This window comes from Ilumatobacteraceae bacterium, assembly GCA_033344875.1.
In the GTDB taxonomy this organism is placed as follows: domain Bacteria; phylum Actinomycetota; class Acidimicrobiia; order Acidimicrobiales; family Ilumatobacteraceae; genus Ilumatobacter.
Map to the genome: position 1 here is coordinate 940,928 of JAWPMO010000001.1, position 17,137 is coordinate 958,064.

The 17,137-nt window shown below is 66.8% G+C and carries 15 protein-coding genes; 9 read left to right on the top strand and 6 right to left on the bottom strand.

Annotated elements, in window-relative coordinates; genetic code table 11:
* Nucleotides 1–26: 26 nt before the first annotated feature.
* Nucleotides 27–1,010 (bottom strand): LLM class F420-dependent oxidoreductase, encoded by a 984-nt coding sequence (locus tag R8G01_04465; protein ID MDW3213228.1) that lies wholly within the window; start codon nucleotides 1,008–1,010, stop codon nucleotides 27–29.
* A gap of 45 nt (nucleotides 1,011–1,055) precedes the next feature.
* On the opposite strand from R8G01_04465, the gene R8G01_04470 reads away from it, so the two are divergent.
* Genes R8G01_04470 through R8G01_04480 form a run of 3 tightly spaced genes read left to right on the top strand, consistent with a single transcriptional unit; the run spans nucleotide 1,056 to nucleotide 4,443 of the window.
* Complete coding sequence (locus tag R8G01_04470) at nucleotides 1,056–2,474, top strand: amidase (GenBank protein MDW3213229.1); 1,419 nt, start codon at nucleotides 1,056–1,058, stop codon at nucleotides 2,472–2,474.
* A gap of 9 nt (nucleotides 2,475–2,483) precedes the next feature.
* Nucleotides 2,484–2,873: a VOC family protein gene (locus R8G01_04475; GenBank protein ID MDW3213230.1), complete on the top strand. Its 390-nt coding sequence runs from the start codon at nucleotides 2,484–2,486 to the stop codon at nucleotides 2,871–2,873.
* 34 nt (nucleotides 2,874–2,907) lie between these two features.
* On the top strand, nucleotides 2,908–4,443 hold the full coding sequence (locus R8G01_04480) for an AMP-binding protein (GenBank protein ID MDW3213231.1): 1,536 nt from the start codon (nucleotides 2,908–2,910) through the stop codon (nucleotides 4,441–4,443).
* 51 nt (nucleotides 4,444–4,494) lie between these two features.
* On the opposite strand, the gene R8G01_04485 is transcribed toward R8G01_04480, so the two are convergent.
* Together R8G01_04485 and R8G01_04490 are read right to left on the bottom strand one after the other, a co-directional pair.
* The gene (locus tag R8G01_04485) at nucleotides 4,495–5,715 is read right to left on the bottom strand and encodes a histidine kinase (protein MDW3213232.1); all 1,221 of its coding nucleotides are present in this window, start codon (nucleotides 5,713–5,715) and stop codon (nucleotides 4,495–4,497) included.
* Entirely contained in the window at nucleotides 5,715–6,398 is a 684-nt protein-coding gene (locus R8G01_04490; GenBank protein ID MDW3213233.1) for a response regulator transcription factor, read from the bottom strand. The genes R8G01_04485 and R8G01_04490 overlap by 1 nt, the downstream gene beginning before the upstream one ends.
* A 134-nt stretch (nucleotides 6,399–6,532) precedes the next feature.
* Here R8G01_04490 and R8G01_04495 point away from each other — a divergent pair, with 134 nt between their 5' ends.
* Both R8G01_04495 and R8G01_04500 read left to right on the top strand, forming a co-directional pair.
* A complete protein-coding gene (locus R8G01_04495; GenBank protein ID MDW3213234.1) occupies nucleotides 6,533–7,540 on the top strand; it encodes a hypothetical protein in 1,008 nt (335 codons plus the stop codon).
* Nucleotides 7,540–8,961 carry a hypothetical protein gene (locus R8G01_04500; protein ID MDW3213235.1) on the top strand — a complete coding sequence of 474 codons (1,422 nt, stop codon included), beginning with the start codon at nucleotides 7,540–7,542 and terminating at the stop codon, nucleotides 8,959–8,961. Before R8G01_04495 ends, R8G01_04500 begins: the two co-directional genes overlap by 1 nt.
* 150 nt (nucleotides 8,962–9,111) lie before the next feature.
* Here the strand turns inward: R8G01_04500 and R8G01_04505 are convergent, their stop codons facing one another.
* Nucleotides 9,112–11,205, bottom strand: coding sequence for an ATP-binding protein (locus R8G01_04505; protein ID MDW3213236.1), 2,094 nt, complete (start codon nucleotides 11,203–11,205; stop codon nucleotides 9,112–9,114).
* A gap of 181 nt (nucleotides 11,206–11,386) precedes the next feature.
* Between R8G01_04505 and R8G01_04510 the strand changes: the two genes are divergently transcribed.
* Complete coding sequence (locus R8G01_04510; protein MDW3213237.1) at nucleotides 11,387–13,075, top strand: recombinase family protein; 1,689 nt, start codon at nucleotides 11,387–11,389, stop codon at nucleotides 13,073–13,075.
* On the opposite strand, the gene R8G01_04515 is transcribed toward R8G01_04510, so the two are convergent.
* Together R8G01_04515 and R8G01_04520 are read right to left on the bottom strand one after the other, a co-directional pair.
* Entirely contained in the window at nucleotides 13,044–13,337 is a 294-nt protein-coding gene (locus R8G01_04515; protein MDW3213238.1) for a hypothetical protein, read from the bottom strand. The genes R8G01_04510 and R8G01_04515 overlap by 32 nt on opposite strands.
* Nucleotides 13,338–13,384: 47 nt before the next feature.
* Nucleotides 13,385–13,804 carry a pyridoxamine 5'-phosphate oxidase family protein gene (locus tag R8G01_04520; protein MDW3213239.1) on the bottom strand — a complete coding sequence of 140 codons (420 nt, stop codon included), beginning with the start codon at nucleotides 13,802–13,804 and terminating at the stop codon, nucleotides 13,385–13,387.
* A gap of 256 nt (nucleotides 13,805–14,060) precedes the next feature.
* Between R8G01_04520 and R8G01_04525 the strand changes: the two genes are divergently transcribed.
* The 3 genes from R8G01_04525 to R8G01_04535 all read left to right on the top strand — a co-directional run bounded on the left by R8G01_04525 (nucleotide 14,061) and on the right by R8G01_04535 (nucleotide 17,132).
* Entirely contained in the window at nucleotides 14,061–15,089 is a 1,029-nt protein-coding gene (locus tag R8G01_04525; GenBank protein MDW3213240.1) for a DMT family transporter, read from the top strand.
* 158 nt (nucleotides 15,090–15,247) lie between these two features.
* Nucleotides 15,248–16,573, top strand: a complete 1,326-nt coding sequence (locus R8G01_04530; GenBank protein ID MDW3213241.1) for a DUF222 domain-containing protein — start codon at nucleotides 15,248–15,250, stop codon at nucleotides 16,571–16,573.
* A gap of 268 nt (nucleotides 16,574–16,841) precedes the next feature.
* Nucleotides 16,842–17,132: a hypothetical protein gene (locus R8G01_04535; GenBank protein ID MDW3213242.1), complete on the top strand. Its 291-nt coding sequence runs from the start codon at nucleotides 16,842–16,844 to the stop codon at nucleotides 17,130–17,132.
* Nucleotides 17,133–17,137 lie beyond the last annotated feature (5 nt).

Below are 17,137 nucleotides of genomic sequence, written 5' to 3' on the forward strand. Positions count from 1 at the left end.
ATCCGCCGCTCCGACGGCGCCCGGCCTCAGCCGGCGTTCGGCGCCAGCGACGTGACCGCGTCCCAGTGGTCGAGGTCCGGATCGAACGGCAGGATCGCCAACGCGCTGGTCGTCACGCCGTTGTCGAAGTACTGCTGGATGCGGGCCCGGCACGCCTCCGGGGTTCCGTGTACCACGAGGTCGTCGACGACCGAATCGGGGATCTCGGCCAACGCCTGCTTGCGGTCGCCGGCCTTCCACGCCGCCCACATCCCCGCCAGCTCGTCGCCACGACCGAGCCACTCCTGGAACGCCGCGTAGACCGGCACGTTCATGTAGGCCGCGATCGCGCGGCGAGCACCGGCACGCACCACCTCAGCGTTGTCGCTCGGGCACACGAAGATGCGAGCGACCAGCTCTCGATCCTCCCCGCCGGCACCCTCCCGGAGCGCTGCGGCCACCTGCGGCACGTCGCCGGCCGCCAACCAGTTGGTGATCGCGCCGTCGGCCTCGCGGCCGGCCATCTTCAACATGCCGTCGCGCAGCGCGGCCACGACGATCTTCGGCGGCTCCTCCGGTCGGATCCCGAGCCGGAACCCGCGGATCTCGAACGTGTCGTACTCGCGATCGACCTTCTCGCCGCTGAACGCGTCGCGCAGGAAGCGGACCATGTCGCGCACCTTCTGATACGGCTGTTCGAACGGCACGCCGTTCCAGCGTTCGACGATCACGTTCGACGACGAGCCGATGCCGAGCACGAATCGCCCCGGCGCCGCGTCGGCGAGCGTGGCGGCACTCTGGGCCATGCACGCGGGGGCGCGGGTGTACGCCGGGAGGATCGCCGTGCCGAGCCGCAGGCGTGGCTCCCACACCGACGCCAACGCCAGCGGCGTCAGGCCGTCGCCGCCGTCGGATTCGGCGGTCCAGACGTCGGTGTAGCCGAGGTCGGCGAGCTCGACGATGCGGTCGCGCTGGGCATGGAGCGGACCGCTCAGGGGGATCGTCATTCCGGGGCGTTGGGGGATCGACATGCGTGCGACTGTAGGTCGTCACGCTTGGAGGATTACCGTCCTGCCATGGCCGACCAACCCTGGCAGGGCGATGCCTGTTCACTCGTCGACGCATTCCGATCCGGCGAGCGCAGCCCACGCGAAGAGCTCGACGCTGTGTTCGACGCGATCGACGCCAGTGACCTCAACGCCTTCTCCCATCTCCACCGCGACGAAGCTCGTGCCGCCGCCGACGTGGCCGACATCGGCAAGCCGTTCGGTGGGGTCCCGATCGGGGTGAAAGAGCTCGACCAGGTCGAGCGCTGGCCCGATACGCACGCCTGCGTCGTGTATCGCGATGCGGTCGCGCCGCACACCAACACGAACCCCGGCCGGGCCCGTGACCGCGGTGGGGCCGTTCTGATGGGGCAGACAACGGCGTCCGAGTTCGGTGGCGTCAACGTGACCCGCACCGTGCTCAACGGCACCACGCACAATCCGTGGCAGCACGGCACCACGCCGGGTGGTTCGTCGGGTGGAACGGCCGCCGCGGTCGCCGGTGGGCTCGTCACGCTCGGCACGGGCGGCGACGGTGGTGGGTCGATCCGGATCCCGGCCGGTTTCACCGGGCTGGTCGGCCTCAAGGCCACCTACGGCCGGATCCCCCTGACGCCCGCCGCCGGGTTGGGAGCGATGACCGTCACACACGGTTGCCTGTCGCGCTCGGTTCGCGACACCGCTCGCTGGTTCGATGTGTGCAACGGCCGCGATCCGCGTGAACCGCTGTCGCTCCCCCGGGTGGAGGGCTGGGAGCAAGGGCTCGGCACACATCTCGACGAGCTGCGTGGCAAGCGTGTCGCCGTGGTTCCCGACTGGGGCGCCGCCGTCGTCTCCCCGGTCATGTGGGAGCTGCTCGAGGAATCGGCCGAGGCGTTGATCGCCGATCTCGATCTGGTGCGGGTCGACGGTGTCGACACCGAACTGCCACGGATGGGCGCTGCCTGGTCGGTGGCCAACTCGGTCGGACTGATCGCCAAGCTCGAGGAGCACTGGCCGGCGTGCGCCGACGAACTGACCCCGGAGATCCGGATGGCGATGGAGTACGGACCCGGGCAGTACGGGGCCGAGGCCCGCAACAAGCTCGAACGGCGCCGGACCGAACTCAACGAGGCGATGGCGCGCATCTTCGACACCGCCGCCGGTGGGGTCGACTTCGTGATCACCGCGACCAATCCCGACGTGGCGTTCGCCGCCGACGGGCCGCTGCCCGACACATTCGGCGGCGTGCAAGCCGGGGCCAAGATCAACGGACGGCTCACCTTTCCCGCCAACCTGCACGGCAACCCGGCGATCTCGATCCCGGCCGGCTTCCTCGATGGGCTCCCGATCGGTTTGCAGGTGGTCGGGCCGCACTTCACCGAGGAACTCCTGCTCGACATGGCCCTGACGGCCGAGCGCAACCGCCCCTGGCCGCTCACGACACGGGTCGCCGCCGACACGATCTAGGGTCGTCACATGGAACTCGGTGCGTTCTCCGTCAGTCTGCCCGTCGCCGACCTCGCAGCGTCGATGGCCTTCTACGCCACGCTCGGCTTCGAACAGACGGGCGGCGACCCGGATGAAAACTGGGTGATCCTCCGGAACGGCGACACGGTGATCGGCCTGTTCCACGGCATGTTCGACGAGCCGATCCTCACGTTCAATCCCGGTATCGACCAACAGATGCAGCGACTCGATCGGTTCACGGATGTTCGCGAGATCCAGTCACGGCTGATCGACGCCGGGGTCACCATGGTCGAACCGACCGACCCCGACGGGACCGAGCCGGCCCACGTCGTGCTGACCGACCCCGACGGCAACCGGATCATGGTCGATCAGTTCTGGCCGCGTCCCGACGCCACGTAGAGGCCGTACCCCGGCGCGAACTAGGTTCGGCGGCATGAAAGTGGCGCTGACGGTCAACGATTTCATCCGGCGCGCAGAGGCGCTCTACCCGGACCGCGAGGCGATCGCCGACGAGCCCGACCAGCCGGCCGAGTCGTGGGGCACGATCACCTACCGCGAGATGGCCCGCCGGGCGAAGGCGATGGCCGCCGGGCTCGACGCACTCGGCATCCGGCCGGGCGAACGGGTGGCGATGATGTCGCACAACTCCGCGCGGCTGCTGACCGCGCTGTTCGGCGTGAGCGGGTCGGGCCGGATCCTCGTGCCGATCAACTTCCGGCTGGTCGCCGAGGAGGTCAAGTACATCGTCGCCCACTCCGGCGCGCGGGTGCTGCTGGTCGACCCCGAACTCGAGGAGGCGATGGCCGACGTCGAGTGCGAGATGAAGTGGACGATCGGCGCCGAGAGCGATGCGATCCTCATGAAGTTCGACACCGAACCCGAACCGTGGGACGGCGACGAGGACGCGACCGCCACGATCAACTACACGTCGGGCACCACCGCTCGCCCCAAGGGCGTGCAGCTCACCCACCGCAACGTGTGGCTGAACGCCACCACGTTCGGGTGGCACATGGGCGTGAGTGACCGCGACGTGTACCTGCACACGCTCCCCCAGTTCCACTGCAACGGCTGGGGGATGCTCTACGCCGTCACCGGGATGGGCGGCAAGCACGTGATCCAGCGCAAGATCGACGGCGCCGAGATCCTCCGGCGCGTGGAGGAGCACGGGGTCACGCTGATGTGCGGCGCGCCGGCGGTGCTCAACATGATCCTCGACGCCGCGGCCGAGTGGGACGGTCCGATCCCCGGCAGCGGGCGGGTTCGGATCGTGGTCGCCGGCGCTCCCCCACCCACACGGACGATCGAGCGGACCGAGACCGAGCTCGGGTGGGAGTTCGTGCAGATCTACGGCTTGACCGAGACGGCGCCGCTGTTGACGATCAACCGCAACCGGGCCGAGTGGGACGACCTCTCCCCCGCCGACCGGGCCGTCAAGCTCAACCGGGCCGGCGCACCGGCGATCGGGTGTCAGATGGCGGTCGACAGCGAGGGCGAGATCCTCGCCCGGTCGAACGTGGTGATGGCCGGCTATTGGGAGCAACCCGATCAGACGGCGCTCGCGATCCGCGACGGCTTCTTCCACACCGGTGACGGCGGCTACATCGACGACGCCAACTACGTGACGATCGCCGACCGCAAGAAAGACGTGATCATCTCGGGCGGCGAGAACGTGAGCTCGATCGAGGTCGAGGACGCGATCTTCCAGCACGACGACGTGACCGAGGTCGCGGTGATCGGGATCCCCGACGAGAAGTGGGGCGAACTGGTGACGGCGCTGGTGGTGAAGGCGCCGGGTTCGTCGCTGACCGAGGACGAGGTGATCGCCTGGACGAAGCAGAAGCTCGCCGGCTACAAGTGCCCCAAGCGGGTCGAGTTCCGTGACGAACTCGCCCGCACGGCCACCGGCAAGCTGCAGAAGTTCAAGCTGCGCGAGCCGTTCTGGGCGGGCGCCGACCGCCAGGTCAACTGACGCCGGGGCAACCGACGCCGGGTCGACCAACGCCGGATCGAGTGAGCCCGTTCAGCGGGGTGGGTCGCGCCACGGGATCGAGGCGTCGACCAGCGTGCCGCCCTGATCGCCGGGTTCGACCGTGACCGAGCCGCCGACCGCCCCGAGGCGGTCGCGCATGTTGTCGATGCCATGCCCTGCCGGCAGCGGCGACGGTGCCCCTCGTCCGTCGTCGGCGACGACGAGCCGCAACCGGTCGGGGTCGCCGTCGCGCCGGATCGTGATGGTGACCGCTTCGCAACCGGAGTGTTTCATGGCGTTCTGGAGCGCCTCGAGCACGCAGAAGTAGGCGGCCGCCTCGATGTCGGGGGCCGGGCGGCCGATCCGGGCGATGTCGAGGCGTACCCGGGTCGAGATCCGGTCGACCGCGTCCTCGATCGCGGGGACGAGGCCGTGCTGTGTCAGGACCGGCGGGAACAGGCCGTGCGCCAGTTCGCGCAGTTCGCCGTGAGCCCGGTGCAGCTCACGCTGGGCGTCGCGGATCGCCTGCCGGGTTGCGTCGAGGTCGGTCAATGACGTGGCCTTGGTCAACTGCAGGTCGATGCCGACGAGGTGCGCCTGGGCGCCGTCGTGGAGGTCGCGCTCGATCTGTCGACGGGCACGATCGGTCGCGTCGACCAGCCGACGACGGGAGGAGGCGAGTTCGGTGGCGCGCTGCTCCGCGAGTTCCTGCGCGACCCGCTGCACGGCGAGGACGTCGCTGACACGACGATGGTGCTGCACGACGGCGAACACCACCAACGCGAAGAAGGCCGGGAACACCAGCGCCTGGACCGCGTTCTTCAACCAGCCCGGGATCTCGTCGGACAGGCCGGTGACGTCCTGCGACACCCCGAGCAGGGCGACGCCGAACGCGACACCGGCCGAGGCCGCGACGTACCCGGTGATCGGTCGCTCGGGCAGGAAGGTCGCGGCGAGCACCGTCGGCAGGAAGGCGACCGCCACCTGGATCGGCCACTGGAACGTGACGATGAAGCTGCTGAGGAGGGCGATCGCCCAGCTCGCGATCGAATAGATGAGCAGCGCCTGCGTCGTGTCGCCACGATGGAGGCGACGAAGCGCGAGCCACTGCGGGACGGCGGTGAGGACGACGGCGACGCCCGCCAGCGTCAGCCACTGGAGCCGGGCCACCGTGAGGCTGGTCAGCACGGTGAAGCCGCCCGCCGCGGCGGTGAGCGCCACGTTGGCCCGGATCACGCTGCCGAGCCGGGCCGGGCCGAGTTCGAGGGGCATCAGTCGTCGGGTTCGCCGGCGAGCAGCATCAGGACGGCCTTGACCCGCCGGTTGACCTCGGGGTCGGCCGCGAGCCCGAGCTTGTGGAAGATCGAGTTGGAGTGCTTCTCGATCGAGTGCTCGCTCACGTGCAGCCGATCCGCGATCACCGAGTTCGTCGCTCCGGTCGCCATCTCGGCGAGCACGTCACGTTCGCGGTCGGTCAGCGTGGCGAGTGGCGAGTCGACCATCCGGGTCCGGGAGCGGACCAGCGCGTCGACGACCACGTCGTCGATGAACGAGCCACCCGTCGCCACGGTGCGGACCGCGTCGGCGAGCCGATCGACCTCGTGGACCCGGTCCTTGATCATGTACCCGCGCCCGGTCGTCCCGTCGTGCAGGAGTTCGATCGCGTAGCTGGGCCCGACGAACTGCGAGAGCACGAGGACGCCGACCTCGGGTCGCTCGCCGCGCAGCCGCCGGGCGGCGCGGATGCCTTCGTCGTCGTGGTCGGGCGGCATCCGGATGTCGGTCACGAGGACGTCGGGGCGGTGCCGATCGACCGACTCGAACAACTCGGGGAGCGAGGCCGCCGTGCCGACGACGTCGAACTCGTCGATCGCCGACAACACGCTGACCAGACCTTCGCGGACGAGCAGGTTGTCCTCGGCCAACACGATTCGGATCTGGGTGGACGACGGCATCAGCGTCCGACGGTAGCAATGCTCGGAGATCGGGGCGACAGCGTCAGCCGTGATCCGACGGTACGGGTAGCCGTAGGTGCGATGGTCCCGCTGGCGCACTCCCGCCGCTGCGCTCCCGGGCGTTGGATGGTGCCATGAACAGAATCAACTCAGGAGCCGTTCGACGTCGGTGGGCCGGCGCAGCGACCGTGGTGTCGCTCGCGATCACCGCGTCGGCGTGCGGTGGCGGAACCGACGAGAGCGATGGAACGCCGGAGGCAGCGGAGCCGACGGCCGACACCGGATCGCCGCCGACGTCCGGCGGCGAGGGTGCTGACGAGGGTGCTGACGAGGGTGCCGACGATAGTGGCGCAGCGGACGTCACCGATCTGTCGGCGGCGCAGGCGTGCCTCGAAGGGCTCGGGGTGAGCGTGGAGCCCGCCGACGAGACGAATACCGGATTGTCCCCGGAGATGAACGAGAGCCTCGGGATCGAGGCGATGATCGTGTTCGACAAGGGCGCCGGATGGGGCGGGACGATCGAGGCGTACGCATCACCGGCCCAGGCCGACGTGGCCGAGGCCGGGTACGTCGACTCGCCGTTCGGCTTCGAGGTCGGCCGCGTCGACGACATCGTGTTCAAGACCACCGGCCCCGTCGACGACATCGCTGAGATCGAAGGGTGCCTGACCGGCGATCCGGTCGCCGCTGCCGCAGAGGGCGATGGCGCCGACTCGACGAGCGGTGAATCGACGAGTGACGGGGCCGACGGCGGTGGGGATCTGGCCGCCGTCCACGCGGGGATCGTCGACATGCTGATCGATCCCGACCTCGAGGCACAGGGTGTGGTCTTCGATCGGACCTGCCTCGAGACGTGGGTGCAGGGCATCCCCGACGGCGATGCCACGCTGCTGCTCGACAACGGCGGCGACACCGAGGACCCGGCCGTGTCGTCCGATGGCTCCGCTCACGCCGAGTTGGTGTTGACCTGCTTGGACCTCGACCGGCTCGCCAGCCAGTACGCCGACGAACTGGCGGTCGACGCCGACTGCGTGCGGACGGCGTTCGCCGGACTCGATCTCGATGCGGCCGTCGCAGAGGCCGCCGGCGACATCGATCCGCTGTTCGGCCGGCTCGCCACCACCGCGGAAGGATGCGCGTGATGTCACACGAGACCCTCCCACCCGACGGACGCACCGCCGCGCGGTGGCCGTACGTCATCGCCGCGGTGGCGAGCATCGTCTGCTCGTTCGTCATCCTCCAGGGCGGCGAGAGCCGGGCGTTCGACCCCGACGAGGCGAGCTTCGTGCCCACCACGCCGTGCCGCTTGTTCGACACCCGACCCGGCGACGTCAACATCGGGTTCCGGAGCGATCCCCTTCCCGCCGACACCGAGATCGACGTGGCCGTGACCGGAACACACGGTGAGTGCGTGGTGCCGGCGGACGCGACCGCGGTGTCGATCAACCTCACCGGTCTCGATGCGACCAGCCCGACGTTCGTCGCGATCTGGCCGGCGGGAGCGGACAACCCGGGCACGTCGGCGCTCAACCTGCTGCCCGGGCAGGTGCCGACGCCGAACAAGATCGAGGTGCAACTCTCGGACGACGGTGCCGTCACGCTCTACAACGCGTTCGGATCCGTCCACCTGATCGGCGACGTGATGGGCTACTACACCGACGGCAACCTGACGGAACTCGACGCCCGCGTGGAGGCGCTCGAGGACGCCGCACCGGTCGAGGGCGGCGTGCCGCAGGCCGTGCTGGATCGGCTGGATGCCCTCGAGACCGATGTGGCCGACCTGGAGGCCGCCAATGCGGGACTCGAGAGCGCGAACGCCGTTCTCGAGGCCGACGTCGCTGCGCTGACAACCCGAGTCGCCACGCTGGAGGCGAACGAGGACACCGTGGAGGACGAGATCATCGACCTCGGCGGCCGAATGACGTCGCTCGAGAACGTGACCGACGACATGTCGGTCGTGATGGTGGACGGGGAACGCACCGTCCGGTTCGAGGGCGTGAACGTCCAGGTCGTCAACGGCCTCGGCTCGACGGGGGTGTCGGACGGCAGCGGCAACCTCATCGTCGGCTACAACGCCCAGCGTCCGGGCACGGCAGCCGAACGGACCGGCAGCCACAACCTGATCGTCGGCGATCGTCACGAGTACATCAGCTACGGCGGGGCGGTGTTCGGCTACCAGAACTCGATCTGGGGGCCGTCGAACTCGGTCGTCGGTGGCACGGGCAACGCCGCCGGGTTGGGGTCGTTCGCCACGGTGTCCGGCGGCTCGTCGAACACGGCCAGCGGGTACTACTCGTCGGTCAGCGGCGGGTACGGCGGTGCCGCCGACGGCGGCTATTCGTCGGTGAGCGGCGGCAGGCAGAACGTGGCGCAGGGCGCGTACTCGTCGATCCTCGGCGGCCGTGAGGTCGCCACGATCGCCTCGCAGACCATCGGCCTCGGCACCACCAACAACGCGATCTCCGTGGTGGGTGGCTACAACATCACCTGCGGGGTCGAGCCGACCGCCAACTACGACACCTGCTACGACCTCAACAACTGGTACGCCGCCAACCAAGGCTGACCAAGCGAACGGGCCCGCTCGGCCGCCCACCCAGGCCACCGAGCGGGCCCCAGGCTGTCCACACCCGCAGTGGGGGTTCACGTCGGAGGACCGAGCCACGCGATCCCGTACCACCCACTGGCGTCTTGCTCGGAGATGACCATGATTGATTCAGTGTTCTAACGGCCAGCCGCCAGGAACTGCCTCTCGAAGAGTCGACTCCATGCCGGCAGGGCGAAACTCACTCCGCGCCATCTCTGCGACCAATAGGTTCCGGAACACTTCATACTTCATTGGAACCCGATCGGTGGAGCAGAGCCTCCGCAATATGTCACGCCCTCGGAAGTCAGATTTCCAACGCTCCGAGGTCAGCGCATCATCGAGGTCCGACTCAATTGACGCAACCTCATGCTTGATGCGTTCCTCCGTAAAGTCAGCGGCTCGCTCCCTAATACCCATCGCTTCACGAGTGATGGTTGCGAACATCGCCGCCGCAACGTCGTCAGTTTCCGGGTCGATGCCCCACCTAACGCCCTTGACGAGCGACTTGTTGACTAACTGCGTCAGCCGATCAAGCACGAGCCGATGCTTCACCGTATGTGCACATTCATGTAGCAGGGTCTCGACCTCCTCAGCGGAGACGGGGTTCCTCGGCCTCGCTGCGGTGAGGACCGAAGCGATCCCGGTTGGCCAAAGCAGATAGTTCTCAATGTGGTAGACGTCCCAAGAGAACACCGAGATGGAAGGCTCCCGGCTGAACTCATTGTCCCTGTCGATGATCGCAGCGACGGAAGAGCCGATCTGTGATTGGATGCGCGGAGATGACGAGACGAGCCGGTAGAGATCGCGAACTCGGGTCTTGTCTCCTCCACTCACGAGCGTCACCGCAAGAACGAACTCTGGAAAGAGCTGTCTCACGACATACTCGTCGAATGCAACGTCCTCGGAACTTTCAACAACTAGGATCGGTGCACCAACCGCAATTGATGGCAGGTCACCGACCAGCTCGAAAATGGCTGAGTCGAGCTCCGACTGCGAGGAGAGGGCAGTTGCCTGGTTACCCCCTAGGCTTTTCTGTGGTAGGCGCAGATGATACGTCGAGAAGTCAGGCCGGTCCAATGCATCGCGAAGCAATCGGTCGGAATGAGTAATCAACCACAGCTGATTCCCCATTTCGATTCCAACATGCTTGTTGTAGAATGCAGCCAGCCCTCGGACGAGCCGAGGGTTGAGGTGTACTTCCGGCTCATCGATAAGCACAATCGAATTTCTAATGTTGGACGCTCTCAATCGGAGATAGCCGTAGAGAATCTCCTTCTCACCTGAGCTCAGCTCGTCGATGTCGTGCTCGGTCCCGTCGTCCAACACGACAGGAAACTCCGTCTTCCCCTCGGGCGTCGGTCTAACTCCTCCGAATGATTTTCCATCGAAGAACTGCTCGAATAGTGAGACGAGCGAGTCGCCTAGCGAATTCTCGACACCATCGGCACCAGCCGCTTGAGAGACCAAGTCTGCGATATAGCTACTCGCCAGCTCTTGCTTGATATTCTGATGCTTGCCTTGCGATTCGTAGAGCAAGTGCTGCGATCTACGCTCATCGTACTCGTATGTCCCAAGGTTGATCCCACTAACCGTCTCACGCGCATACTGGCGATGGGCGGAGTAATAGTCAATCACTCCTAGGTTTCCCGGATCGTATGTTTGAAAGAGTGTCTCGATTAGACCATTCTTGTCGTGATGAAATGTCCCGTCAGCCTGCAGAGAAACAACGATGGCATGCGGTCCGCTATCGACAAGGTCCAAAATTTCGTCGGACAGGGCTTCAGTCAGCCGCTCAGCGCGTTTCCCATGCGCGCGCAGTTCCGGAGCGAGCGGCATACTCCACTCAGGCTGCTCCGGTGACTGAAGATTGAATCCACGCCATGTCGTGCTCCAAGCGAGGCGCTGAACGTTGGTTCGAATGAACGCCCGCTCGGAGTCGGACAAACTGACTGTGGCGTGTACGACTATCGGCTCGGCGGGATTCCTGAATAGCCTTGCCACCTCATGCAACCGTCGAGCGTTGATCTGATTTTCAGACAACCATCGCTCAATTTCATTTCGGCGGTATCCGCCGTATGTCGACTTGAGAAGACGAATCGCGTCCAGTACTGAGGACTTGCCACAACCGTTGGGGCCGGCGAGAACGACCATTCCACCAAGGTCGTCGATCTGCATGCGGCTGATGCCTCTAAAGTTCTCGATGCGAAGCGAATCGAATTTCACGTCCTGGCCCCCGGCGGGTGCGTTTCCTGTAATACAGCACCCTCAAACTGCACAGTACCCGTTCCCTGCTCCCTGTGAGCTGCCGAGCCCGGAGGGCGACGGCGGAACGCTCTTGATCTCCGACGCACTCGACGCGAGCGCGTATGGTCCTGAGCACACCACCCAGCCGAGGAGCTTGCTGATGCTGACGATCGGATACGTCCGAGTCTCGACTGACGACCAAGTCGAGCACTCCCCCGCCGCCCAACGGAAACGCTGCGCCGAGTACGCACGCGCGAACGGCCTCGAGCCGCCCCAGTTCCTGTGCGACGAAGGACTGTCGGGCAAGAACCTCGACCGGCCTGCAATGCAACAGTTGATCGAGCTGATCGAAGCCGACCAGGTCGCGAACCTGATCGTGTGGCGCATCAACCGGCTCTCTCGCGATTCAGCCGACGTCAACCGGCTGTTGAAACTGTTCGAGAAGCACTGCGTCGTCGTTCACTCCCTGAGCGAAGGCGCGGTCGAGTCGGTCACTGCATCGGGGCGGTTCACCGCTGGTCTGCACGGCCTGCTGGCGCAGCTCGAACGCGAGCAGATCGTCGAGAACGTCACGACGAGCATGCACGAACTCATCCGCGATGGCTACTGGCTCAACAAACCGCCGATCGGCTACCGCCTCGACCAGAACGTTCTCTACCCCGACGACGACGCCCACCTCGTCCGCCGAGCATTCAAGATCAGAGCCGCCGGCGCATCACTGCCCGAAGTCGCCGGCGCAACCGGTCTGAAGTACTCACGCGTCCGGCACCTGCTCCAGAACCGGGTCTACCGAGGCGAAGTCTGCATCAAAGACGATTGGTTCCCCGGCCGCCACGAAGCCTTGGTCACCGAAGAACAGTTCAACGCCGCGCACCGTGGCCACGTCGCCGGTCGACGCCGCGGCACCGACCTACTCACCGGCCGCGTCCGCTGCGGCCTCTGCGGGAGACTTACCGCGATCGACACCAACGGACGGAACAAACCGATCTACCGATGTCGACACCGCGGCCACGGCTGTCGCATCCCCGGTCGGTCCGCTGCCGGTCTGCATCGCGCGGCGCGTCTCGGCATCGAGCTGCTGCGGACTGATGACCAGCTGATCGACGCGATCCGGTTTCAGCTCGCAGGAAAGGCCGAGCGAGCCGGAGGCGGGGCGGCGGAGCCGACACGCTCCGGTGCGCTGGCCAACCTGGCAAGGAAACGGGACAAGCTCCTGCAGCTGTACCTCGACGACGAAATCACCGACACCGACTACCTCGCCGCGCAGATCAGCCAACTCTCCGACAAGATCAAGGCCCTCGAAGCCGACCACAACGAAGCCGTCGAAACCGCGAAGACCACAAACATCCTCGCCCAAGCATTCGAGCGAGCCGCCGCACTCCTGCGCGATCCCGACTTCGACTTCGACGACATCTGGGCCAACGCGAACGACAAAGAACGCCGCGTGTTGATCGAAGAACTCATCGAAGCCGTCACGATCCACGAAGACCGGCTCGAAGTCACCGTCACCGGGGCTCCACCCTTCCTCGTCAAACTCGACGAGGTCGGACTCCGCCCCAGTGGTACGGGACCTGTTGTGTCGGAGGACCGACGGGAGCGAGCTCAACTGACGAACGAATCAGCCCATGATGAAGAGGTCGACCGGTGTGTCACGCATCCGCACAGTCGGCGCAACCATTCGACTGAGAGTATGTCTCCTGCGCCTTCACGAGCCATGTCGGTGATGGGCAACGGTGCCGGCTACCTCGGTCCGCCGAGCCGATCGGCCGAGCGAGACTGCCGATGTAGCCAGGCACGTCTGCGGACATGGCGAGGGGCTACTGATGGAGTTTGGCGAACGCGAAGGTGACCACGTCATCGACCGCGACTCGACGATGCCTCACCACGCCGCGAATGATGGCCGCGCAAATTTCATCGTAGGTCGCCCCACGTTCGACGATCGCGCACACAGGCACCCCCTCGCGCGGCGACGTATCGGCGATCTCGATCGCCGCGGCATCGGAATCTTGCGCCGCGATGAAGCGAGCGGCGACCACAGCCACCTCGGGATAGCCGTCGACACCCGGTGAGGCGACCACGATCTCGGCGCCGCTGCCCACCTCGTCGGACAAGAACTGCGCCAACTCCGCGTCGTCGAGACCCAGTGCGTCACGGCTCGTCATGGCAACCACCGCCCAGATCGAGGGTGGATCCGAAACAGGCAACGCTTCCCGGCCTGCATTCGAGCAACGGTCGTGGCGACCTGTTCGGCAGGCACGAAACCATCGGTTCGCACCATTGCCTCGAACATCGATGCCGCCTCGGATTGGTCCATCAACTCAGCGTCACCGCTGACCGCCAGCGTCCGACGCTTCCCGTCGAGGTCCCCTTCGATCACCGCGCTCACCCGGGGGTCGCGCCGCATCACCTGGGCCTTCACGCTCTTGCGGTACGTGTTGAAATAGATGCAGCCGTCCTCGCGGTCGAGCGGTGTCATCGGCCATCCCGTGGGTGTCCCGTCACGGCGGTTCGCAAACAGGAACGACCTGTTCGCGTCGCGCAGGAACCGTCGCTGTTCGTGGTCGAGGGCGAACGTCATGTCGACATCTTGGCTCACTCTCAGGTATCCGGACCTTCCTGAACCTCCGCGATCGGAGCGGGACAATCACGACATCGTGAGGTGCGCTGGTCAGTGCCGACATGGTGGGCACCCTCAAGAGAGGTTTGCGATGTTCCAGTCGGCCGGAATCGGAGCATCGGATGGATACGAAGGCCAGAACGGCTGGCTCGAACGCGCCACACCGAGCTGAGGGTCATCTCGGTGACTTGGTGGGTGTGGGGGCAGACTGGGTGGCATGAGACAGGTCGGGGTGCTCCGGTGTTTGGCTGCGGCTGTGCTGTTCGGGGCCTCTGCACCGTTCGCATCGGAGCTGGCGGGATCCCTGCCGGCGTTCACCTTGGCCGGATTGCTGTACATCGGGGCGGCGTTCGCGGCAGCACCCGTGGCGCTCCGTCAGCCTCCGACCGCTCGGGCGCTGCGCTCGGAGTGGCGACCGGCGGCCACCGCGGTGCTGATGGGCGGAGCGGTCGGGCCGGTGCTGCTCGTCGCCGGGCTCGCCCGAACCGATCCGGCGACGGCGTCGATCCTGTTGAACGCCGAACTCGCGGCGACGGTCGTGCTGGCTGCCGTGCTGTTCCGTGAACATCTCGGAGCCCGGATGTGGGTTGCGGCGGCGCTGATCACCATCGCCGGAGCGGCCCTGACGTGGCAGCCCGGTGCGACCCCCGACGTGGGCGCGTTACTCGTGATCGCTGCCTGCATCGCGTGGGGCTTCGACAACGGTGTGACCGCGAGCATCGAGCAACTCGGTCCGGAACATGTGGTGATGCTGAAAGGGGTGATCGCCGGCGGCGCGAACCTGGCGATCGGACTGATCATCGCCGGATGGGGGACCACCACGACGGTGTCCGACGTGGTCGCGGCGCTCGCGATCGGGGCTGCCGGCTACGGACTGTCGATCACGCTGTGGGTCAAGGGAGCCCGCGACCTGGGAGCAGCTCGGGGCCAGGTCATCTTCGCGACCGCGCCGTTCATCGGCGCGACGATCGCCTGGACGTTGCTGGGAGAGGATGCGACCGCACTGCAGGTGGCCGCCGCGGTCGCCGCAGGTGTCGGCGTCGCGGTCTCGCTGCGATCGGCGCACGTGCATTCGCATCAGCACCACGAGCTCGTCCACGATCACGAACACACGCACGACGACGACCACCACGACCACGACCACGTCGATGGGTTCGCGGGCCGTCACACACACGTTCACGAACACCGCCCGCTGGTCCACGCACACCCACACGTGCCCGACCTGCACCACCGCCACGACCACTGAGCGCTACCACCGGCCCTGAACCGGCCCTCGAGCCGCGCCGCGTCCGTGGACGGACCGGGCCCTGGGCCGACGCCGAACCCGTACGAGCGACGATCACCCGCGAACCAAATCCGCATCGCGGGGTTGACGATCGAACATACGTTCGATCGCATGGCTTCATGGTCGCCATCCCGACTCCCGCACAGGCGCTGAGTGCCCTGCTGCCCGGGGATGTCGGCGACCTCGATGCGTCAGGTGCTGCGGCAGCGTTGGGCACCGTCAAGTCGGTCCGCGGCTTCCTCGACGCCTACGAGGCCAACGTGACCAGCCACATCCGTTCGCTCCACGCCCACGGCGAGTCGGCGCCCGCTGCCGACCTCCACACCCGCAATGGCGGCATTTCGTCCAGAGAAGCGAGGGCCAAGGAGCGTCGGGCCGACGCGTTGGAGCAGGCACCGTCACTCGCCGACAAACTCGCCGACGGCGAGGTTACGGCCGCACACGCCGACGCGCTGGCGAACGCCACCAGCCGTCTCGACGACGACACACGGCGGGAGCTGTACGACCACGAAACCGACCTGGCGTCCGACGCAACGCGCATGACGCCCGACGAGTTCGGCAAGAGCGTGCGAGACCTCATCCGCCAACTCGAGCGCGATCAGGGCGTCGAGCGCGACCGTCAGCAGCGGAACGAGACCCGACTGACGAAGACGATCGACCGAGAGGGCATGTACGTCCTCAATGCACGGCTCCATCCCGAGCTGGGGCACGCGGTGTTCAACATGCTCGACGCCGAGACCGCCAAGCTCGTCAAGGCCGGCGGCGACCGCTCGGTCGATCGAGCCGCCATCGCAGCCGAGGCACTCGGCAACCTCGTCACCGGCGGGCATCAAGCAGTACGTCCGCACCGCAGCGAAGTCCGCGTCCACGTCGACGCGACCAGCCTGATCGACGGCCCGCACGCCGACACGGTGTGCGAGTTCGACGACGGCACACCGGTTCCGCTTCCGTCCGTCCGCCGGATGCTGTGCAACGGCGTCGTCGTGCCGATCGTCATCGACACCAACGGGGTGGTCCTCGACGTCGGCCGCGACCAGCGGCTGGCCAACCGAGACCAGCGTCGTGCCCTTCGAGCGATGTACGCCACCTGCGCCTTCCACGGCTGCGACGTGGCCTTCAACCGCTGCGAGATCCACCACCTCCACCCGTGGGAGCTCGGCGGGTCGACCGATCTCGACCAACTCCTCCCCCTCTGCGTGAGACACCACCACGTGATTCACGAACCGGGATGGGCGCTCCACCTGTCGCCCGAACGAACGCTGACCATCGAACGGATGGGCGAGGTGTACGCGACCGTTCCCCTCGAATCCGAGCGACGCCGACGATCGGTCGAGCCCGAGCCTCCGCCCGGTCGCCGTGCCGACCGGTCAGCCGGACAACCGGCCGAACAGCCACCCGATCCACCATCGGGTGTGCCACACCGGCAGCTGCCCCTGAGCGCCTGAGCCCCGACCCGGTCGGGCGTTCGTGCGCGCCCCCGGGCCGGTCGGCCCCGGCCACCTCGCTCGCAGGCTCCCCTCCCCCGAGCCCCGGTCACCCGACGACGCCGACCGGGAGCGACCCACACCAGCGCTGCCCCACCGCCGAAATCGGTACGACCGAGATTCCGAGTCGCGCTCCGCGATCGCTCGGGTTTGAGATCACGACCGTCGGGTACGCGCGTGAATTCACACCCACGAACATCTACGAACATCCAGGAGGATGATCACCCACATGTTGACCCTGAGTCCCACCGCCGCGAACGCGCTGACCGAGACGAAGACCCGACAGAACATCCCGGACGACGCCAGCCTGCGCGTCGCATCCGCACCGGCCCCCGACGGCCAGCAGGGCGGTATCACGCTCGGCTTCGTCGATGAGCCGATGGCCGGCGACCAGGTCGGCGAGGCACACGGCCTCACGATCTGCGTCGCACCGGAGATCGCCGACGACCTCGACGGCGCACAGATCGACCTGCAGCAGCAGGGCGCCGAAGCCCAGCTGGTCGTCGTCCCCGCCGGCTGACACCC